General features: G+C 69.6%; 19 protein-coding genes. 7 read left to right on the top strand and 12 right to left on the bottom strand.

Going from position 1 to position 20,714, the window contains the following annotated elements; genetic code table 11:
- Positions 1–92 precede the first annotated feature (92 nt).
- The gene (locus KYX17_RS22600) at positions 93–983 is read left to right on the top strand and encodes a LysR family transcriptional regulator (protein ID WP_243229665.1); all 891 of its coding nucleotides are present in this window, start codon (positions 93–95) and stop codon (positions 981–983) included.
- 119 nt (positions 984–1,102) lie between these two features.
- Complete coding sequence (locus tag KYX17_RS22595) at positions 1,103–1,450, top strand: DUF1380 domain-containing protein (protein WP_243229664.1); 348 nt, start codon at positions 1,103–1,105, stop codon at positions 1,448–1,450.
- Between the two features lie 12 nt (positions 1,451–1,462).
- Here KYX17_RS22595 and KYX17_RS22590 read toward each other — a convergent pair whose 3' ends face one another.
- Entirely contained in the window at positions 1,463–1,840 is a 378-nt protein-coding gene (locus KYX17_RS22590) for a hypothetical protein (protein WP_243229663.1), read from the bottom strand.
- 397 nt (positions 1,841–2,237) lie between these two features.
- A complete protein-coding gene (locus KYX17_RS22585; protein WP_243229662.1) occupies positions 2,238–3,587 on the bottom strand; it encodes an HNH endonuclease signature motif containing protein in 1,350 nt (449 codons plus the stop codon).
- 129 nt (positions 3,588–3,716) lie between these two features.
- On the opposite strand from KYX17_RS22585, the gene KYX17_RS22580 reads away from it, so the two are divergent.
- From KYX17_RS22580 to KYX17_RS22570, 3 genes are read left to right on the top strand one after another with little or no spacing between them, the layout of a single operon-like run.
- Entirely contained in the window at positions 3,717–5,102 is a 1,386-nt protein-coding gene (locus tag KYX17_RS22580; RefSeq protein WP_243229661.1) for an MFS transporter, read from the top strand.
- Between the two features lie 23 nt (positions 5,103–5,125).
- Positions 5,126–5,707, top strand: coding sequence for a TetR family transcriptional regulator (locus tag KYX17_RS22575; protein ID WP_243229660.1), 582 nt, complete (start codon positions 5,126–5,128; stop codon positions 5,705–5,707).
- Positions 5,704–6,753, top strand: a complete 1,050-nt coding sequence (locus KYX17_RS22570) for a 2,3-butanediol dehydrogenase (RefSeq protein ID WP_243229659.1) — start codon at positions 5,704–5,706, stop codon at positions 6,751–6,753. The genes KYX17_RS22575 and KYX17_RS22570 overlap by 4 nt, the downstream gene beginning before the upstream one ends.
- Before the next feature lie 21 nt (positions 6,754–6,774).
- Here the strand turns inward: KYX17_RS22570 and KYX17_RS22565 are convergent, their stop codons facing one another.
- The 5 genes from KYX17_RS22565 to ilvD form a co-directional block, all read right to left on the bottom strand.
- Positions 6,775–6,912 (bottom strand): methionine/alanine import family NSS transporter small subunit, encoded by a 138-nt coding sequence (locus tag KYX17_RS22565; RefSeq protein ID WP_243229658.1) that lies wholly within the window; start codon positions 6,910–6,912, stop codon positions 6,775–6,777.
- Positions 6,909–8,534: a sodium-dependent transporter gene (locus KYX17_RS22560; RefSeq protein WP_374208983.1), complete on the bottom strand. Its 1,626-nt coding sequence runs from the start codon at positions 8,532–8,534 to the stop codon at positions 6,909–6,911. The genes KYX17_RS22565 and KYX17_RS22560 overlap by 4 nt, the downstream gene beginning before the upstream one ends.
- A 47-nt stretch (positions 8,535–8,581) precedes the next feature.
- Positions 8,582–9,589, bottom strand: a complete 1,008-nt coding sequence (locus tag KYX17_RS22555) for a PLP-dependent cysteine synthase family protein (protein ID WP_243229657.1) — start codon at positions 9,587–9,589, stop codon at positions 8,582–8,584.
- Positions 9,590–9,792: 203 nt separating this feature from the next.
- Positions 9,793–10,770, bottom strand: a complete 978-nt coding sequence (locus tag KYX17_RS22550; protein WP_243229656.1) for an aldo/keto reductase — start codon at positions 10,768–10,770, stop codon at positions 9,793–9,795.
- A 30-nt stretch (positions 10,771–10,800) separates the two neighbouring features.
- Complete coding sequence (ilvD, locus tag KYX17_RS22545; protein WP_243229655.1) at positions 10,801–12,717, bottom strand: dihydroxy-acid dehydratase; 1,917 nt, start codon at positions 12,715–12,717, stop codon at positions 10,801–10,803.
- A gap of 79 nt (positions 12,718–12,796) precedes the next feature.
- Here ilvD and KYX17_RS22540 point away from each other — a divergent pair, with 79 nt between their 5' ends.
- Both KYX17_RS22540 and KYX17_RS22535 read left to right on the top strand, forming a co-directional pair.
- A complete protein-coding gene (locus tag KYX17_RS22540) occupies positions 12,797–13,582 on the top strand; it encodes a helix-turn-helix transcriptional regulator (protein ID WP_243229654.1) in 786 nt (261 codons plus the stop codon).
- Between the two features lie 77 nt (positions 13,583–13,659).
- Positions 13,660–14,229 (top strand): NADPH-dependent FMN reductase, encoded by a 570-nt coding sequence (locus KYX17_RS22535; RefSeq protein WP_243229653.1) that lies wholly within the window; start codon positions 13,660–13,662, stop codon positions 14,227–14,229.
- A gap of 9 nt (positions 14,230–14,238) precedes the next feature.
- On the opposite strand, the gene KYX17_RS22530 is transcribed toward KYX17_RS22535, so the two are convergent.
- From KYX17_RS22530 to KYX17_RS22510, 5 genes are all read right to left on the bottom strand, one after another.
- Complete coding sequence (locus KYX17_RS22530) at positions 14,239–14,709, bottom strand: MarR family winged helix-turn-helix transcriptional regulator (protein ID WP_243229652.1); 471 nt, start codon at positions 14,707–14,709, stop codon at positions 14,239–14,241.
- A gap of 70 nt (positions 14,710–14,779) precedes the next feature.
- Positions 14,780–15,235, bottom strand: coding sequence for a MarR family winged helix-turn-helix transcriptional regulator (locus tag KYX17_RS22525; protein WP_243229651.1), 456 nt, complete (start codon positions 15,233–15,235; stop codon positions 14,780–14,782).
- A gap of 1 nt (position 15,236) precedes the next feature.
- Positions 15,237–16,940: a DHA2 family efflux MFS transporter permease subunit gene (locus KYX17_RS22520; RefSeq protein ID WP_243229650.1), complete on the bottom strand. Its 1,704-nt coding sequence runs from the start codon at positions 16,938–16,940 to the stop codon at positions 15,237–15,239.
- A 79-nt stretch (positions 16,941–17,019) separates the two neighbouring features.
- The gene (locus KYX17_RS22515; protein ID WP_243229649.1) at positions 17,020–19,359 is read right to left on the bottom strand and encodes an arylsulfatase; all 2,340 of its coding nucleotides are present in this window, start codon (positions 19,357–19,359) and stop codon (positions 17,020–17,022) included.
- Between the two features lie 184 nt (positions 19,360–19,543).
- Positions 19,544–20,689, bottom strand: a complete 1,146-nt coding sequence (locus KYX17_RS22510) for a calcium:proton antiporter (protein WP_243229648.1) — start codon at positions 20,687–20,689, stop codon at positions 19,544–19,546.
- Between the last annotated feature and the right edge of the window lie 25 nt (positions 20,690–20,714).

Raw genomic sequence — 20,714 nt, 5'->3', positions numbered from 1 at the left:
GTGCGCCGACGCATTGATCATGAAAAGCGCAGGTTTACGATAGATATCGTTCGGGTTTTGCGATGATCGGATGAGCGGCCTGCGGAGGGGCGATGTTCGAGTTGAGGCGGCTGCGTCTGCTGCACGAGTTCGCCCTGCGGGGGACGATCGCCGAGGTGGCCGCGGCGCTGTCGTACAGCCCGTCCACCGTGTCGCAGCAGCTCGCGCAGCTGGAACGCGAGGCCGGTGTCGCGTTGCTCGAGCCGGACGGCCGGCGGGTCCGGCTGACGGCGCAGGGACGGCTGCTCGCGGCGCACGCCGCGCGTGCTCTGGAACTGGACGAGGCGGCACGTGCCGAACTGTCGAGCTCCGCGGACTCTTCCGCCGTCGTGCGCATCGCGGTCATGCCGACCGCCGCGGAGGCCCTCGTGCCGCCTGCGCTGACGATCCTGTCGGAGCGGATGCCCCGACTGCGCGTCGAGATGCGCGAGATGGCCCCCGAGGTCGGGCTGTTCGAACTGCAGGCACGGGGCTTCGACCTCGTGGTCGCCGAGCAGTATCCGGGATACACGCGTCCGGTGAGCGAGGGGATCGAGCGCACGCTGCTCGGGCGCGACCCCGTCCGCGTCGCGTTGCCGCGCGGCGATCGCGCGCGCGGGCTCGCCGACCTGCGCGATCGCGCCTGGGTGCTGGAGCCCGAGGGTGCGGCCGTCAGGCAGTGGGCCGTGCAGCAGTGCCGTGCGGCGGGGTTCGAGCCGGACGTGCGATACGAGGCGACCGATCTCGTCGCGCACGCGCGACTGGTGGCGGCCGGGCACGCGGTCGCGCTGCTGCCGGATCTGATCTGGACCGGCGACCATGCCAGCGTCCGACTGCTGGACCTGCCCGGTTCTCCCGTGCGGGAGATCTTCGCCGCGACGCGGGCGTCGTCGCGCGACAGCGCGCGGGTGGGCGCTGTGCGGGATGCGCTGGCGGAGGCGCTCGCGGCGCACGCCCCGCACTGAGGGCGGCGCCAGGCGGAGGCGGGTCACGCAGCATTGTTTCGCCGCGTGTCGCGGCGGCTTCTCGTCCACGCGGAGGCGACCTACTCTTGCGGGAACGCCTCGACCGACAGGAGATCATCGTGTCCACCCCGCAGCCCGCCTTCTCGCCCCTTCAGGTGCGTGAGCGTGCGGCGTGCATGTGCGACCACGGTGACGTCTGCTCCTCGTTCGCGCCCGGACACGCGCTGCACCTCATCCAGGCCCGTCTCGCCTCCGCGACCCCGGCCGAGTGGATCGACGGGATCGTCGAGTCCGCGGATGCCGTGACCGGTGCCCTCGTCGTGCGAGACCTCGAGGGAGCGGCGCACGCGCTGTGGAACGGGTCGGGGGCCGCGCTCGAGGCCGGCGTCGGCACGCCGGTGGCCCTGCACAGCCGCTACCACGTGCTCGCGGTCGGCCGCGTGCAGTTCAACGTCGCGACGGTGTGATCCCGTCGGGGCTCAGGCCGCCGACATCATCATGTTCTTCATCGCCACGCACGCATCCATGCAGGCCTGGCACGACTGAGCGCACATCCGGCAGACCTCGCTGTGCTCGGCGTGCTCCATGCAGGCGTCCATGCACATCTGGCACATGGCGATGCACGCGTCGAGCATGGCCATCATGGTCGCCGGCGCCATGCCCTGCATCCGCATCATCGAGCGCATCATCGTGTTGCACATGTCGGCGCAGTTCATGCAGGCCGGGGAGCAGTCCATCATCTGCGTCGAACAGACCGTACAGGCCTGCTCGCAGGCGGAGCACGCGTCCATGCAGGCCTGCATGACGGACATGTCCATCATCTCCATGCCGGGCATCGACATCATGTCCTTCGACATGGCGCCCATCATCATCGAGTCCATCTCATACCTCGCTCGTCGTCGCGGCTCTCGCCGGTGAGAAGCGGGCAGGAGACCCGCCTGACGCCAGAGTAACCCTCGGCGCTCCGCGCGTCGATGGGGAATCCGGTTCGGGATCGCACGCGGCGGCTCATGATTGCAAGCCATGCAGGCTCATGATCACCATCCATGTCGACCCACGATCCCCGCCGCGGCTCTCCGGCCACGGACACCCGAACGCGCGGCGTGGGACATCTCGTAACAGACCCCGCCGCGCAATCGGACGCGCCGTCGGGACCTCTCGTGACAGACCCGCCGCGGGGGCGCTCCCCCACCCGAACGCGCCGGGCCGGATCCCCACCGCGGCGGGCTCGCCGGTCACCCGGAACGCACCGCCTCAGACGGCGAGGTCGTATCGGGCCCGCCCGCCCAGGCGCGGGGTGCGATCGGAGTCGACGTGCGGAGGCGGGATGAACCACACCTTCGCCTGCACTCCGGCCCCGTCGACGCGGATCTCCCAGCCGTTGTCGTGGATCCGATGGTGACACGACTCGCACAGCAGCACGCCGTTGGCGAGATCGGTCGGACCCGCGTCGCGGTTCCACCAGCGCAGGTGGTGCGCTTTCGTCATCGACGGCGGCAATCCGCACATGGCGCAGCCGCCGTCGCGCTCGGCGAGCGCCAGTCGCTGCGCGAGGGTGAAGAGCCTCTTCTCACGCCCCCAGTCCAGGATCTCGCCGTCGCCACCGCACACCCAGGGGATGATTCCGCCCCCGGCCGCCAGCCGCCGCGCCTCGGCGACGCTGATCGGCTGATCGATGCCGTCGATCGTCGCGGATCCGACGCCGGACTCCAGCTGCGCGAGGTCGATCCTGACCACGACGCGCGCCCCGTTCAACGGCACATCGCGCTGCGCGCAGCCGAGCACATGCTCGGCGAAGGCGACCAGCGCATCCGCGCGCAGCTGCGACACAGTCCGGCGGTCCTCGGCCAGCGCTTCGGCGGCCCCCGCGCCGTCCGACGCCGCCGCGAACTGCGCCGAGACGAATCCGTCGAGCGCGGTCTTCACCTGCGCACCGCGCGACGCGCTGAGCACGGCGGTGAGGTGCAGAGCACCGTCCCGCTCGAACATCGTGACGGACTCCTGCGCGCGGACGTCGGCCTCACGCGGCTCGACGCCGTCGGGATCCAGCCAGGCCTCCACGCGGGCGACGAGCTTCGCGACCTGATCGAGGCTCAACCCCGGCGCCTGTTCGGCGAGCAGGCGCTCGCCCTCCAGCATCCGCTCCAGTCCCGCGGCCATGGCTACGCGATCCAGCATCGCGACGATCCTCGCCGCAGCCTGAGCCCCGAGCCGACCGCTGTGGACGGCTTCCGCGACATGCGGATGACGGGCAGGAGCCGCGCCGCCACCGAACGTCGACCGCGGCGCCGTCGCCTCGCCGACCTTCACCAGTCGCGAGGCGTCACCGGTGGATCCGCCCGTCCCCGCCGCGACCAGCAGGGCCGCGTTCCGGAACCCGTGCTGCCGGGCCAGCGACTCGGCTCCGAGCTCCGTGCGCGACTCCTCGGCGATGCGCGCGGCGATCTCGGAGTGCGCCGCATCCGTCAGCCGGTGCACGACCCCCAACGCGTCGCTGACCGCCACCAGCGCGGACCCGGTCAGCGAGGACGCGTCCGCCGCATCGCCCCACACCGTGCGCGCGGCGTCGACTGCCGCAACGAGGGCTTCGAGGGGATGATTCATACGAATCAGCATACTCCGATCATCCGCTTGTGTCGATACTTTGTTCTATTTTCCCCTCTCGAGCGCTCCCCTCATGCGAACTCGCGCACCATCGGCCGGGAACCGCCGGCTCGGGCGTAGTCTCGGCCTGTGACCTCGGCCTCCCTCTCCACGACCCAGCGCCTGGTTATCGCCATCGCCGTGCTCGCCTCATTCGTGACGTTCCTCGACGGCACGGTGGCGACGGTGGCGCTGCCCGCGATCAGCGAAGAGCTCGGCGGAGGACTGACGACGCAGCAGTGGGTCGTCGACGCGTACCTCATCACCTTGAGCGCCCTGATCCTGCTGGCCGGCTCGGTCTCCGACGCCTACGGTCGCGTGTTCGTGATGCGCATCGGCCTCATCGGCTTCGGCATCGCGTCCGTCGTCGTGGGCATCGCCTTCGACCCCGTCATGCTCATCATCGCGCGCGCGGCCCAGGGGGCCGCCGGAGCCCTGCTCGTGCCGAGCTCGCTGGCACTCATCACCGCGACCATGCGCGGCGAGATCCAGGCCCGAGGCATCGGAGTGTGGACGGCGTTCACCACCTCGGCGCAGCTGGTCGGACCCCTGCTGGGCGGTCTTTTCGTCGACTACCTGTCCTGGCGGTTCGTCTTCCTCATCAACGTGCTGCCGATCGCGGTGACCCTCGTGCTCCTGGCCCGACTGCAGCTGCCGGAGCACCCCAAGGGCGCGAGGGTCGACTGGCTCGGCGGCATCCTGTGCGCGGCCGGCCTCGGCGGAATCGTGTTCGCCCTGATCGAGCAGCCGAACCTCGGATGGTCCGCTCCCGGCATCTGGATCCCGGCCGTCCTCGGCATCCTGCTGTTCGGGCTGTTCCTCGGACGCCAGAGCACGGAGAACTCGATGATGCCGCTGTCGCTGTTCCGCATCCGCAACTTCGGCTGGGGCAACCTCGCGACGCTCTTCGTCTATGCGGCCTTGTCGCTGAACGGGTTCGTGATCGGCGTGTATCTGCAGCAGGGCGCCGGGCTGGGTGCGACCGCTGCCGGCCTGGCGAGCCTGCCGATGACGATCCTCATGATCCTGATCAGCTCGCGCGCCGGAGCATGGGCGGGGCGGCTCGGTGCGCGGCTGTTCATGACGCTGGGCCCGCTGATCATGGCGCTCGGCGCCCTGCTCCTCCTGACGGTCTCCGCGGATTTCGACTACTGGTGGCAGGTGCTCCCCGCCATGATCGTGATGGGCCTCGGGCTCTCGCTCACCGTCGCACCACTGACGACCGCCATCCTCGGCGCGATCGACGAGCGCCGCAGCGGGATCGCGTCGGCCATCAACAACGCCGTCTCGCGCGTCGCGGGACTGCTCGTCGTCGCGATGCTCTCGACGATCGTCGGAGGCGCGCTCGACCTGGACGGATTCCACAGCGCAGCCTGGGTGACAGCCGCGCTGTTCGCGGTCGGCGGCGTGGTCTCGTGGATCGGGATCCGCCGTCCGGCTCCGGAGGCGGATCCCGAGACTCCCCGTCCTATCTGACACATGTCGGATAGACTGTCCTCATGGACGCACGGGCGCGACGTTCGCGGGAAAGCCTTCGCAGGGCCGTCCTGACTCTCGCCTCCCTGGTGCCGATCACCGAGGTGAGCGTGTCCGCCATCTGCCGCGAGGCGGGCGTCACGCGCGACACGTTCTACCGTCACGCCGACAGCCCGGCCGACCTGCTCGCGGACGCACTCGCGGCCGAGATCGCCGAGGTGATGCAGGTGCTGCCCGAGACCGACGCGATCGGCGACGGCGAGCGCGCGCTCATCGGCCACGTGCACCGGCGTGCCGCCGTCTACCGCGGCGCCATGCGCCCGTCGCTCGCCGCCCCCGTCCGCAGCACTCTGGAGAGCTCGATCCGCTCGGGACTGGAGCTGTGGACCCGGCTGCACCCCGGCATCCTGCCTGCGGCCTTCGTCGACGACGACGCGGCTCTGCGACTTGCGATCGCCTACGCGGCCGCCGGCACCGTCGGTGCGATCGAGGAATGGCTGCGCCAGGAGGACGACGACATCGACCGCGCCGTCGAGCTGATCCTCGCGGCGTCATCCGAATGGTGGCTGGCGAACCCGGCCACTCGAGAAAGGAGAGAACGATGAAGGCTGCGGTGTTCCACGCCCAGGAGGACCTGCGGGTCGAGGAGGTCGAGGAGCCGTCCCCCGGCCCAGGACAGGTGAAGCTGCGCAACGCGTTCGCCGGCATCTGCGGGTCCGACCTGCACGTGTACTACTCGCCGGAGGCGGCGGGGCTCGATTTCGACCACCCGCATCCCGTGACCGGCTCGACGCTCCCGCAGATCCTCGGGCACGAGTTCTCCGGCACCGTCGTGGAGCTCGGCGAGGGGGTGACTGATGTGAAGGTCGGCGACCGCGTCGCCGTCTGGCCGATCTACTACTGCGGCGAGTGCCCGGCGTGCCGCAAGGGCATGTTCAACGCGTGCCAGAAGATCGGCTTCCATGGGCTGAGCTCGCACGGCGGCGGCATGGCCGCCTTCACCACGGTGGATGCCGCGAAGCTGCACGTCCTGCCCGACAACGTCGACCTGCGCATGGGCGCCCTCGTCGAGCCGATGTCCGTCGCGTGGCACGCGGTCTCGCGCGCGAACCTCGAGGCCGGACAGACCGCGCTCATCGCCGGAGCCGGCCCGATCGGCATCGGCGTCTGGTTCGCGCTCAAGGCCCGCGGGATCGATAAGGTGCTCGTGTCGGAGCCCTCGGCCGACCGTCGCGCCATCATCTCGGCGCTCGGCGCGACCGTCGTCGACCCGGTGAATGAGGACCTCGCGGCCGCGGTCACCGACCTCACCGGCGGCACGGGCGTGGACGCTGCGTTCGACGCGGCCGGCGCGGGACCCGCGATCACCTCGGCTCTCGCGAACCTGACGCCCGGTGGCCGGGTCGTCGTCGTCGCGATCCACGAGCGCCCGATGGAGTTCCTGCCCACCCAGTTGGTCATGGCCGAGACCGAGATCGCCGGAGCGCTCGCCTATCTGCCCGAGGACTTCGACGCGGTCATCGCGGCGATGGCCGCCGGCGTCTATGACACGACGGGGTGGGTCCAGGAGGTCCCGCTCGACGGCGTCGTCGACGCGATCCACGCGCTGCGCGGAGGCGCGGGCGCGAAGATCCTCGTCCAGGCCGACTGAACGCCACCCGCCGGTCGGGCCTCAGAGCTCGACCGGCGGAGCCTCCGGCTCCGTGTCGGCGACCTCCGGGTGCCGCGCGAGGTTCACGATGGCGGCCACAAGCCCGCCCCAGACCGTGACCATCGCGATGATCATCATGATGACGGCCGCCGCGGTCATGCGCCCGCTCCCTTCTGCGCCGCCGGCAGATGCACGGCGCCGGTCTCGGCATCCGGCTCGTACCGCTCCTCGACGAGGAACTCGTCGTACTCCGGATCGTCCTTGGCGTGCGAGCGCCTGCTCCACGGCACCAGCGAGAGCAGGATCGCGAGCACGACCAGTGCGACGACCATCCCCCAGCCGAAGACCCCGAGGAACCAGATCGGATACCCGCTGTACGGCTCGGCGATATTCTCGATCAAACCGGTCACGAACAGGTATCCGAGCACGAGCGGTGCGAGCACCGCGACGAGCAGTCGCCAGAGGATCCCGACGCGGAAGCTCGAGCGCCGGTTGAGATGCTCCTGCAGTTGGGGCAGCCGGTGCAGGAGCCACGCCACCACGATCACGGCGACCAGTGCGACCGCCATGATCCCGAAGGCGTTGACGAAGGCATCCGTGGTGTCCAGCACCGTCAGCGCCGTGGTCGTGGAGAACAGCGCCATCGAGATGAGCGCGAGCGGGATCGTCACCGTGAGCGTGGTGCGCACGCGTCCCCAGCCCAGCTTGTCCTGCAGTGCCGCCACGATCACCTCCAGGATCGAGATCATCGAGGTGACGCCGGCGAAGACGAGGGCGCCGAAGAACAGCACGCCGATGATCGAGCCGCCGGTGGCCTGCGAGACGATCGTCGGGAAGGCGACGAACGCGAGCCCGATCCCGGAGGAGGCGACGCCCGCGACCTCCGCGCCCTGCGCCTGCGCCATGAACCCGAGTGCCGCGAACACGCCGATGCCGGCGAGGATCTCGAAGCCGGAATTGGCGAAGCCGACCACGAGGCCGGATCCGGTGAGATCGGTGCGGCGCTTGAGGTACGACGAATAGGTCACCATGATGCCGAAGGCGACCGACAGCGAGAAGAAGATGTGGCCGTACGCGGACGCCCAGACCGCCGGGTCGGCGAGCGCCTGCCAGTTCGGCGTGAAGAAGGCGTTCAGCCCGTCCATGGCCCCCGGCAGGAACAGCGATTGCACGACGAGGATCGCGAACATGACGGTCAGCAGCGGCATGAGCACGGTGTTGGCGAGGCCGATGCCGCGCTTGACGCCGAGCGCCATGATCACGACGACGCACACCCACACCACGGCGAGCGGGATGCCGACCTGCGGCACGAAGGTCGTCGACAGGCCCACGTCGGCCACGTTCTCCGACTGCAGGAAGTCGACGCCGAAGAAGGCCTCCTCGTTGCCGGGTCCCCAGCTCAGCTGCGCCGAGAACCAGGTGTACATCGCGGCCCACGCGATGATGACGGCGTAGTACGCGGCGATGACCACGCAGATGAGCACCTGCCACCACCCGAGCGGCTCGGCGGCGCGATGCATCCGCCGGAACGCGAGCGGCGCGGATCCGCGGAAGCGGTGCCCGATGGCGTAGTCGAAGAAGAGCAGCGGGATGCCGGCGGTCAGCAGTGCGCACAGGTACGGGATGAGGAAGGCACCGCCGCCGCCCTCGTACGCGACGTACGGGAAGCGCCAGATGTTGCCCAGGCCCACGGCGGATCCGATCGCCGAGAGGATGAACACGTTGCGCGAGCCGAACGCCTCGCGCTTCGACCGTCGGGAGGGCATCGTTGCGGCGTCCATGGTCCCGACCCTAGCCGACGAGGTGCGCGGCGTCAGCCGGGCTCGCGTCACGACAGCAGAGTCGTGATCTCCTCGACCGCGGGCGAGCTGCGGTGCTCCGGGACGGCCAGGCCGCGCGCGGCGAGCCAGGCGTCGTCGTAGAGCTTGTCGAGGTAGCCCCGTCCGTGATCCGGCAGCAGGACCACCACCACGTCGTCCTCGGTGAGGTCCTCGGCGACCCGGAGGGCCGCGACGACGGCCATGCCGCTGGAACCTCCGACGAACAGTCCCTCCTCGGCGGCCAGGCGACGGGTCATGGCGAAGGACTCGGCGTCCGAGATCCGCTCGTACCCGTCGACCACCGACGCATCGAACGTGTCGGGGAGGAAGTCCTCGCCGACTCCCTCGACGAGGTAGCCGTGGATCGGACCGCCGGAATAGATCGATCCCTCCGGATCAGCGCCGATGACCTGCACGCGACCGGCGCTCTGCTGCTTGAGGAAGCGCCCCGTCCCGCTGATCGTGCCGCCCGTGCCGATGCCCGCGACGAAGTGGGTGACCTGGCCGTCGGTGTCGGCCCAGATCTCGGGTCCGGTGGTCTCGAAGTGCCCCTGCGGCCCGTTCTGGTTCGCGAACTGGTTCGGGTTGAAGGCGCCCGGGATCTCGGCGGCCAGCCGCGCGGCCACGCTGTAGTAGGAGCGCGGGTCGCTCGGCTCGACGTTCGTGGGCGTCACGACGACCTCGGCGCCGTAGGCGCGCAGCGTCGCCACCTTCGCGCCCTCGAACTTGTCCGGCACCACGAACACCATGCGGTACCCGCGCTGCAGGGCGATCAGTGCGAGTCCGACCCCGGTGTTCCCGCTCGTCGCCTCCACGATCGTTCCACCCGGCCTGAGGTGTCCGTCGCGTTCGGCGGCGTTGATGATCGATGCCGCGATGCGATCCTTCGCCGACCCGCCGGGGTTGAAGTACTCGACCTTGGCGAGGACGGTGGCGCGGATGCCGGCGGTGACGGCGTTGAGCTTGACGAGCGGGGTGTAGCCGACGAGTTCGGCGATGTGGTTGGCGTAACGCACGCGAGGGTCCTGACAGGAGAGCGCCGACGGCGCGGATGATCTGGGGTCGATGAAGCGGAGCGGAGGCTCAGCGACAACAACGACAGGTCAGGGACACGCCCCGAGACTATCACCGTCCGGGTCGGCACGACGAGAAACGATCGCGGCCTCGAGAAACCGCCTCCGCCGTCGCTTCCCGCGTCGCGCGATTCTCTCGACGTCCGTCAGAACCCCTCGGGGAGGCGCGGCGTGTAGGGCGCCTCGAGACGCTCCAACTCGTCCGCGGTGAGCTCGAGCTCGAGCGCGGCGAGCGCATCCGCCAGGTGATGCGGCTTCGTCGCCCCGACGATGGGCGCGGTCACCACCGGCTGCTGCCGCACCCACGCCAGCGCCACCTGGGCGCGCGAGACGCCGCGCTCCTCCGCGACTGCGCGCACCGCGTCCGCGATCGCGCGATTGGAGACCTCGGCCGAGTGGTACATGCCCTGGGTGACGAGATCGGTGCTCGAGCGGTTCGTCTCGGCATCCCAGTCGCGCGTGAGCCGGCCGCGCGCCAGCGGCGACCACGGAAGCACGCCGATGCCCTCGTCTGCGCAGAGCGGGTGCATCTCGCGCTCCTCCTCACGCTGGATGAGGTTGTACTGATCCTGCATCGACACGAAACGGGTCAGGCCGTTCACCTCGGCGGCGCGCTGCGCCTTGGCGAACTGCCACGCCCACATCGAGGACGCACCGATGTAGCGCGCCTTGCCCGATCTGACGACATCGTCGAGGGCCTGCATGGTCTCCTCGATGGGCGTCTCCGGATCCCAGCGGTGGATCTGGTACAGATCGATGTAGTCCGTGCCGAGGCGGCGCAGGCTGTCATCGATCGCCGACAGGATGTGTGCACGCGACAGGCCACGGCGGTTCGGGCTCTCGCCCATCTTGCCGTGCACCTTCGACGCGATGACCACGTCGTCGCGACGGGCGAAGTCCTTCAGCGCCCGTCCGACGATCTCCTCGCTCGTACCGTCCGAGTACATGTCGGCTGTGTCGAACGTGGTGATGCCCGCTTCCAGCGCCTGACGGATGAACGGACGACTGGTCTCCTCGTCGAGCGTCCAGGCGTGGGGCCCGCGGTCGGAGATCCCGTAGCTCATGCATCCGAGGACGATCTCGGAGATCTTCATGCCGGTGCGGCCGAGGTTGACGTACTTCATCGTGACTCCTGTCGTACGGGGGCGCGGCAGTCAGACGGCCAGGACCGCGTCGGCCTCGCGGGCCTCCTGCTCGCGCAGCGCCCGCTCCACGCGATCGACGTCGCGCACGGCTCCCTTGTCCGCCGACAGCGCCATGGCCCCGTACGCGCGAAGGGCCGGCGACACCACGCGCTCCCGGTCGCGCGGGCGGTACCCGCCGGCGTCGATGAGCCGGCGGCGCCGCGCCTCCAGCTCCTCTTCGGAGACCTCGAGCGTGATGCCGCGCGTCGGGATGTCGATCGTGATGATGTCGCCGTCCTCGACGAGGGCGATGATCCCGCCCGAGGCCGCCTCGGGCGAGACGTGCCCGATCGACAGACCGGACGTCCCGCCCGAGAACCGGCCGTCGGTGATGAGCGCGCACTTCTTGCCGAGCCCCCGCCCCTTGAGGAACGAGGTCGGGTACAGCATCTCCTGCATGCCCGGCCCACCCTTGGGGCCCTCGTACCGGATCACCACGACATCGCCCTCGGCGACCTCCTTCGCGAGGATCTTCGCCACGGCCTCGTCCTGCGACTCGCACACCACGGCGGGCCCCGAGAAGGTCCAGATCGACGGGTCGACGCCCGCGGTCTTCACGACCGCGCCGTCCACGGCGATGTTGCCGCGCAGCACGGCGAGTCCGCCGTCCTGCGAGTACGCGTTGGCGACGTCGCGGATGCAGCCGCCCGCGGCGTCCAGATCCAGGTCCTCCCAGCGCGCGGACTGCGAGAACGCCGTGGAGGAGCGCACGCCGCCGGGTGCCGCGTGCCACAGCTGGAACGCCTTCTCGGACGCCGAGCCCCCGCGGACGTCCCACTCGTCGAGCCAGGCGCCCATGGTCGCGGAGTGCACGGTGTGGACGTCCTCGTCGAGCAGGCCTCCGCGACGCAGCTCGCCGAGGATCGCGGGGATGCCGCCGGCGCGGTGGACGTCCTCCATGTAGTAGATCTTCCCGGCGCCCGCGGCGTTCGGCGCGACCTTCGCAAGACACGGCACGCGGCGCGACACGGCGTCGATCTCGTCGAGGCCGAACTCGACACCGGCCTCGTGCGCCGCAGCGAGCAGGTGCAGGATCGTGTTCGTCGATCCGCCCATCGCGATGTCCAGCGCCATGGCGTTGCCGAAGGCCGCGGGGGTCGCGATGCTGCGCGGCAGCACCGACGCGTCGTCCTCGTCGTAGTACCGGCGAGCGATGTCGACGACGAGGGCGCCGGCGTCCTCGTACAGCGCCTTGCGGGCCGTGTGCGTGGCGAGCACCGAGCCGTTGCCCGGCAGGGACAGCCCGATCGCCTCGGTCAGGCAGTTCATCGAGTTCGCGGTGAACATCCCCGAGCACGAACCGCAGGTCGGGCAGGCCGCCTCTTCGATGCGCTGCATGTCGGCATCCGAGATGTTCTCGTTGACCGCGTCCGAGATCGCGTCGACGAGGTCGAGCGAGCGGACCGAGCCGTCCACGAGCGTCGCGCGGCCGGACTCCATCGGACCGCCGGACACGAACACGGTGGGGATGTTCAGGCGGAGGGCCGCCATCAGCATTCCGGGGGTGATCTTGTCGCAGTTCGAGATGCAGATGAGGGCATCGGCGCAGTGCGCGTTCACCATGTACTCGACCGAGTCGGCGATCAGATCGCGCGAGGGCAGCGAGTAGAGCATCCCGCCGTGCCCCATCGCGATGCCGTCGTCGACAGCGATGGTGTTGAACTCGCGCGGGATGCCGCCGGCGGCCGTGATGGCGTCCGAGACGATGCGGCCCACCGGCTGCAGGTGCGTGTGGCCGGGAACGAACTCCGTGAAGCTGTTCGAGACCGCGATGATCGGCTTGCGTCCCAGGTCGGCGCCGTTCACACCGGCGGCGCGCAGCAGTGCGCGGGCGCCGGCCATGTTGCGGCCGTGGGTGATGGTGCGAGAGCGAAGGGGGGTGGGCATTCCACCATTGCGCCACGGATTCGCCGGCGTCGCCAGACGGCGGTGATACTGGTAGTGATACCACCACCCAGGAGGACGAATGGATGCCGACCGCCGACGCCGCGAGGAGCTCGCCGCGTTCCTGCGTGACCGGCGCGCGCGCCTCGATCGCACGGCCCTGGGCCTCCCGGATGCCCCGCGCGGGCGCGTGCAGGGACTGCGCCGCGAGGAGGTGGCGACGCTCGCGGGCGTCAGCGTCACCTGGTACACCTGGCTCGAGCAGGCGCGCGACATCAACCCGTCCCGCCAGGTGCTCGAGGCGCTCGCGCGCCTGTTCGGGCTGCGTCCCGTCGAGCTGACGTACCTGCTGACGCTCGGCGGCCACGGCGAGATCGCCCCGGTCGCCGAGACGACGTCCCATGCTCCTGAGCGCCTCCGGCGCCTGCTGGAGTCCTTCCCGTTCCCGGCGTTCCTGCTGGCGGGCGACTGGTCGATCATCGGCTGGAACACCGCGTACGCGCACCTGTATCCGCGCATCGAGAGCCTGGATGCCGAAGACCGCAATCTCCTCTGGCTGCTGTTCACGGACCGTGAGCTGCGACGGCTGCTGCCGGACTGGGAGGAGCAGAGCCGGCGCTTCGTGGGCGAGTTCCGCGCCGAGGCCCGACGTTGGCTGGGCGCCTCGCGGGAGGACGGCATCGTGGCCCGTGTGAGCGCGGCATCCGAGGAGTTCGCGCGGATCTGGCAGGAGCGCGACGTCGAGGGGTTCGTGTCCAGGGAGCGCTCGTTCCGGCATCCGCTCGCGGGTCTCACGGCCTACGAACAGCACGGAGTCGTGCCGAGCGAGTTCCCCGATCTCGAGCTCATCCTGTACGTGCCGATCTGACGCCCCCTTCCGTGTCGCGGCGGACCGGAGCATGCTGAGAGGCATCCGCATCCGCACCCGCACAGGAGGGACCCGTCATGACCACGTACCAGGTCGGCTACTTCGTCGGCAGCCTGTCGACGGCATCCATCAACCGCACTCTCGCGAAAGCGCTCATCCGGCTCGCTCCGGACGATCTCGCCTTCACCGAGATCGCCATCGGCGACCTCCCGCTGTACAACCGCGACCTGGACGACGCCTATCCGCCGGCCGCGCTCGCACTGAAGGACGCCATCGCGGCGTCGGATGCCGTGCTGTTCGTGACGCCCGAGTACAACCGGTCGATCCCGGGTGCGCTGAAGAACGCGATCGACTGGGCTTCGCGCCCCTGGGGGCAGAACTCGTTCGATCACATCCCCGCGGGCGTCATCGGCGCTTCGATCGGCGCGATCGGAACGGCCGTCGCCCAGCAGAGCCTGCGCGCCGTCCTGAGCTTCTGCAACGCCCGCCAGATGACCTCGCCCGAGGCGTACATCCACTTCTCGCCCGAGACGTTCGCGGAGGACGGCGAGGTGCTGGTCGACAGCACGCGGGAGTTCCTCACGAACTACATGAGCGAGTTCCGGGACCACATCGAGCGCGTGCTCACGGTGCTGCCGCGCACCTGAGGATCCGCGTCAGCGCGAGAGCGCGCCGAGCAGATCGGCGAAGTGATCGAGGTCGGCCGCCGACCACGCCCGCAGCCGGTCGCCGATGCGCGCCTCGTAGTTCGCGCGAGCCAGCGCGACCCTCTCCTGCGCGAGGGGCGTCGCGACGAGGACGCGTGCGCGGCGGTCACCGGGATCCGGGATGCTCTCGACCAGCCCGAGCTCCTCGAGCTGGCGCACCTGCCGGCTCACGGCGGACTTGTCGGTCTGGAGTCGCTCGATGATCGCACCGGCGGACGTCGCCTTGCCGCTCGCGATCGACGTCAGCACCTGGTACCCCAGCGGCTGCAGATCCGGATGCACGGTCACCGCGGCTTCCCGCCAGCCCACGCGGATCCGCGCGAACAGCCGGCCGAGCTCGTGCTCGACACGGCCGATGGCCTCGTCGAGCGCGTCGTCCGCGAGTTCGGCGGGCGCGTCGGGGTCGGCGGAGTCGCTCATGTTCGCCAGCATACGGCGAACGGATCCTGCGCCCCTCCCACGGCCCGGATCGCGCGGGAGGGCGCGGGATTCAGATCTCGGCGAGGAGGCGGAACACCTTGGACGCCACCCGGACCTCGTCCGGCGTCAACTCGGTGAGCGCCGTCCGCAACCGCTGCGCGTGGGAGCCGCGGATGTCGGCGAGCGCCGCGCACGCGGCCGGTGTCGCCGTCAGCACCCGGAGTCGCCCGTCGTTCTCGTCGGGGCGGGACTGGAGGAGCTCGAGCTCCTCCAGCATCCGCACCTGACGGCTCACGACCGACTTGTCCATCTCGAACCTCTCGGCGAGCTGGTGCGCGTTCGTGCTGCCCTCGCGGGCGATGAACGTCAGCAGCTTGTAGCCGGCCGGCTGCAGTTCGGGGTGGATCCGCGCGGCGGACTCCTTCCAGAGCGAGCGGGCCCGCGTGAAGATGAGGTTCAGATGCCCCTGGAAGTCGGCGAGCGCCTCATCGACGTCGCCCGGCGCCGCGGCGGGAGCGGCGACCATGTCAGCGCTCCCGCTCCCGGTCCTCGCGTTCGAGGACGCGCACCGAACCGGTGGCCGTCTGCGCCCCGTCGATCCGGATCGCTCCGGTCGAGTTCAGCGATGCCGCGACCTCGGCCTCGGCCACCTCGATGACCGACTCCTCGGCCTGCTCGCGCAGCTGCTCGGCGGCGTTCTTCGTCGACAGCGGCTTGTTCTTGATGAACGCGATCGCGATGACGCCGATCACGGCGAGCGGGACGGCCAGGATGAACGCGTCGGCGATGCCGTGGCCGTAGGCCGACTCGACGAGCTGCCGGATGGTCTCGGGCAGCTCCCCGACCTTCGGCACATCACCGGAGGCGAGGTGCTGCAGGGCGTCGAGCTCCTCCTGCGAGGTCGGCGTGAAGCCCGACAGGCCGTCGGTGATGTACGTCGCCACGCTGCTCGACAGGATCGAGCCCATGACCGTCACGCCGATGGTTCCGGCGATGGTGCGGAAGAAGTTGACGTTCGACGAAGCGGCGCCCAGCTGGGCGGGCGAGGTGTCGTTCTGGACGATGAGCGTGAGGTTCTGCATGACCATGCCGAGGCCGGCCCCGAGCACGAACATGTACACCGCGACGAGCACGAAGGGGGTGTCGTAGCGCAGCGTGGCCATCAGGCTCACACCGACGACGGTGAGCACGGAGCCCGCGAGCATCCAGCCCTTCCACTTGCCGAAGCGGCTCACCAGCTGTCCGATGATGATGGACGCGCCCATCTGGCCGACGATCATGGGGATCGTCATGAGACCGGACTCGGTCGGCGTCGCACCGCGGGCGAGCTGGAAGTACTGCGCCAGGAACACCGACGTGGCGAACATCGCGACACCGATGGCGATCGAGGCGATCACCGAGAGCGTGAAGGTGCGATTGGCGAAGAGCGACATCGGGACGATCGGCTCGGTGACGAAGAACTCGACGATCACGAACGCCACGATGGCGACACCGGCGATCACGGCGAGGGCGATGCTGGTCACGGAGTCCCACTCGAACTGGCTGCCGCCCATCGACACCCAGATCAGCAGGGTCGAGACGCCGACCGCGAGCAGCACGATGCCGAAGTAGTCGATCGAGACCTTGGCCTTCTGCGGCTTCGGCAGGTGCAGCGTGAACTGCAGCAGGATGAGCGCGACGATCGCGAACGGCACGCCGACGAAGAAGTTCGCGCGCCATCCCCAGAGATCGGTGATGAGCCCGCCCAGCAGCGGGCCGCCGATCGTGCCGAGGGCCATGATGCCGCCGACGACGCCCATGTACTTGCCGCGCTCGCGCGGCGAGATGATGAGGGCGACGGCGATCATCACGAGCGACATGAGCCCGCCGACGCCGATGCCCTGGATCACGCGCACGGCGATGAGCATGTTCGTGTCGGTCGAGAACCCGGCGATGACGGTGCCGACGGTGAAGAGGATCAGCGAGATCTGGATGAGGATCTTGCGGTCGACGAGGTCGGCGAGCTTGCCCCAGATCGGGGTGGAGACGGCCGTCGCCAGCAGGCTCGCCGTGATGACCCAGGTGTACTGGGACTGCGTGCCGCCGAGGTCGGCGATGATGACGGGCATCGAGGTCGACACGACCGTGCCCGAGAGCACGGCGACGAACATTCCGACGATGAGGCCGGAGATCGCGGTGAAGACCTCGCGTGCCGAGCGCGTCTCGGACGAGGAGGTGGTGGTGGAGGTCAAGGTGTCTGCTCCTGCATAGGAAAGTTGATCTGGGTCAACGATACACCTTTAGTTGCCAAACAGCAACCATTGCCCTTGGTCAACCGATATAGGCGATGTGCACCTTCTCGATCGATCCGTCGAAGGCGAAGGGCATCCGGTCCGCGTACACGCGCGAGACCGCTCCTCCGTACGCCCGGCCGATGTCGAGGCAGTCGTTCGCCGTGAACAGCAGCGGGGCGCTGACCGGCACGACACCGGAGCCCACCTCGGCACCGTCGATGCGCAGGGCGACGGAGAGCGGCCCGCCCGGCCGGGTCTCGACATAGCGGGTGTCGACCTCGATCGTGACTTCTCCGGCCGCCAGCGGCTCGGCGGAAGCGATCCTCGTGCGCTGCACGAGGAACAGGTTGTACTCGTAGGTCAGCACGCCGTCGACGAGGAAGAGGGTCAGCCCGCCGCCGGCGCCGCCGAGCTTGTACAGCACGCCGTTCGCACGTTCCGGCAGGGTCGCCCTGACCGTCACCGTGTTCGGCGTGTTGCCCAGGGCCGGTGCGCAGAACTCCGGAACCCGCACGGTGTCGCCGGTCATGTCCCACTCGGTGTACGGCACGGAGATGCGGTACTCAGGGTGATAGACCGGCACCCACAGACCGGCGCCGACCGGCAGAACCTCGTTGCGGGCGGCTTCGATCGCGAACAGCTCCTTGAGCTCGGCGAGCTTCTCTGGCTGCTCGCCGGCGAGGTCGTGCGCCTGGCTCCAGTCCTCGTCGAGGTGATAGAGCTCCCACGGGTCGTGATCGGGCGTCCAGGTCGCGATTCCGGGAGGAGCCCCGGGGACCCACGGGAGGCGCGGCCCCGTGGCCGAGGCGATCCAGCCGTCGGAGTAGATCGACCGGCTGCCCATGATCTCGAAGTACTGCGTCCGGTGGCGCCCATCGGCTGCAGCGTCGTCGACGGCGTACACGAAGCTGGTCCCGTCGATCCGGTCCTGCGGGATCCCGTTCACGGACTCGGGGGCGGTGATGCCGAGGATCTCGTACACCGTCGGCACGAGGTCGATCACGTGGTGGAATTGCGTGCGCGGCTCGGGGTCGTGCGGGATGCGCGAGGGCCAGCGCAGGAACATCGGATTGCGGGTCCCGCCCAGGTGCGAGGCCATGAGCTTCATCCCCTGATACGGCGTCGAACCCGCCCAGGCCCATCCGGCGTGGTACTGGTTGTCCGTGGCCGACGTGCCGAGGGCGTCGAGTCCGCCGAGCTCGTCGAGCGCCGCGAGATGCTGGTCGATCGTGGTGGGGATCATGTTCTGCGCGAGCAGCTCGCTGATCGTGCCGTTCTGCCCCTCCCCGGAGGAGCCGTTGTCCCCCCAGATGTAGACCACGAGGGTGTTGTCGGCGTACCCGAGCTCCTCGAGCGCGTCCACGACCCGGCCCGCCTGGACGTCGGCGTGCTCGCCGAAACCGGCGCACACCTCCATGAGCCGCGCCTGGAACGGCTTCTGGTGATCCGGGATCTCGTCCCAGCCCTGAAGGCTGTCCGGACGCGGAGTGAGCGCGGCATCCTGCGGCACCCATCCCGCGGCCTTCGCCCCTTCCAGAGCGCGCTCGCGATAGACGTCCCATCCGTCGTCGAAGGCGCCCGCGTACCTGTCCGCCCACTCCTTCATGACGTGGTGCGGGCCGTGGATCGCCCCGGTCGCCCAGTACATGAAGAACGGCTTGTCCGGTGAGAGCGCCTTGTGATCGCGCAGCCAGCCGATCGCGTCGTCGGCGATGTCCTCGCTGAGGTGGTAGCCCTCCTCGGGCGACTTCGGCGGCAGCACGGAGGTGGTGTTGCGCACGAGATTCGGCTCGTACTGCGAGGCCTCGCCCGCGAGGAAGCCGTAGAAGTACTCGAAGCCGTATCCGGTCGGCCAGCGGTCGAAGGGACCCGCGACCGTGGTCTCCTCGGCGGGCGTGTTGTGCCACTTGCCCCAAGCGGCGGTCGAGTAGCCGTAATGGCGCAGCACCTCGGCCATCGTCGCGCTCGACTTCGGGATGTGCCCCGAGTAGCCGTCCCAGTCGTTCGCGAGCTCGGCGATCTGTCCGTTGCCGACGCGGTGATGGTTGCGTCCGGTGAGCAGGGCGGCCCTGGTCGGCGAGCACATCGCGGTGGTGTGGAAGCGGTTGAAGCCGATCCCCTCGGCACGGATGCGTTCGAGGGTCGGTGTGGAGACCGCGCCGCCGAGCGGGGCCGGAAGGGCGGGGCCGGCGTCGTCGATCAGGATGACGAGGATGTTGGGCGCGTCCTCACCGAGGCGGCGCTCGGGCGCTCGGGGCGCATAGCTCGAGTCCGCGAGGGTGCGTCCGGCGATGCTTCCCGACCGCTTCGGCGGAAAGGGGAGCGTCCTGCTGGGCGGGAGGGGTTCCGCCGCGATGGTCGCACTGACGTCGGTCATGTCCGTCTCCTGTTCTCGCCGCGACCGTCGCGGCGGAGGATCCCACCACGGCGAGATCGGGAGACGACCGCTTCGACGCCGGTTCCCGCACCGGTGCCCGCGCAGTCTCCTCGCGAAGGAGCCCCGCCATGCTCCGCATCCTAGGGTCCGCCGCGGCGCGGCACCAGAGCCCTCAGCGGGTCCGTCAGCTGAACAGGACGAGGACGTACGCGGCGAACATCACCAGGTGCGCGGCGCCGTGCAGCGCGGTGACCTTCTTCGACGCGAACGTCGCGACGGACAGCACGAGGGTGCCCGCCAGAAGCATCAGGTCCGCCGGTGTCTCGGCGAGCACGACGGTCTGTCCGGTGAACAGGCCGATGACGAGCACGGCGGGGATGGTGAGTCCCACCGTCGACACCAGGGCGCCGTGGCAGAGGTTGTTCACCCGCTGCCCTTCGCCGCCGAGGGCCGCGCGCACGGAGGTGATCGACTCGGGAAGGAACACGATCGCCGCGATCAGCACGCCGGCCAGCGCGGGAGGGGCCCCGAGGCGTCCGAGACCGTCGTCGAGCAGCGCCGCCATGTCATGCGAGAGCAGCACGATGGGCACCACGGTGACGACGAGCAGGACGAGTCGCGTGATGATCTCGCGACGATGCGCGGACAGGATCTCGCCGATCGGCGGGGACGCATCCGCATCCGGCTTCGAGGATGCGGATGCCGCGGCATCCGGTTCGGTGAAGTCGACGGCGCGCGCACCCATCTGCTGGAACAGGAAGAAGGCGTACACGGCGAGGGTGAGCAGGATGATCGGGATCGCCTGGGCGGTCGTGAACGCGCCGTTCTCGCCGATCGTCGCCGGGAGCCCGAACGCGAGGGCGCTGAGAACGATTAGCATCGTCAGATAGGCGGAGGTGCCCACGCGGTTGTGCCGCAGTCCGCCGTGTCGGAGCCCGCCGACCAGGAGGCACAGGCCGATGACGAGGTTGAGGATGATCATCGAGACGGCCATGACGGAGTCGCGGGCGATGGTCGTGTGATCGCCGGGGCCGAGCATCACGGCGGAGATGAGCACGACCTCGATGAGGACGATCGACAGCGTCAGGACGAGGGAGCCGTACGGATCGCCGAGGCGGTGGGCGAGGGCTTCGGCCTGCTTGACGACACCGAACGCGCAGAACAGGATCACCGCGACGATCCCGGTCAGCACCAGGATCAGCACGACGGCTGGCGCGGGCGCTTCCAGAAGCGGATGGATCAGGAGCAGGACGACGAAGGCGCCCCATCCGGATCCGATGCGGGTGAGTTCCGCGGGGCCGACGAGGCCTGCGGGGATGAGGCGTCGCATTGCTGTCTCCTTCGAGGCGGGGCCG

The organism is Microbacterium sp. CIAB417 (assembly GCF_022788845.1).
This window is presented reverse-complemented; position numbering and strand designations above follow the sequence as displayed.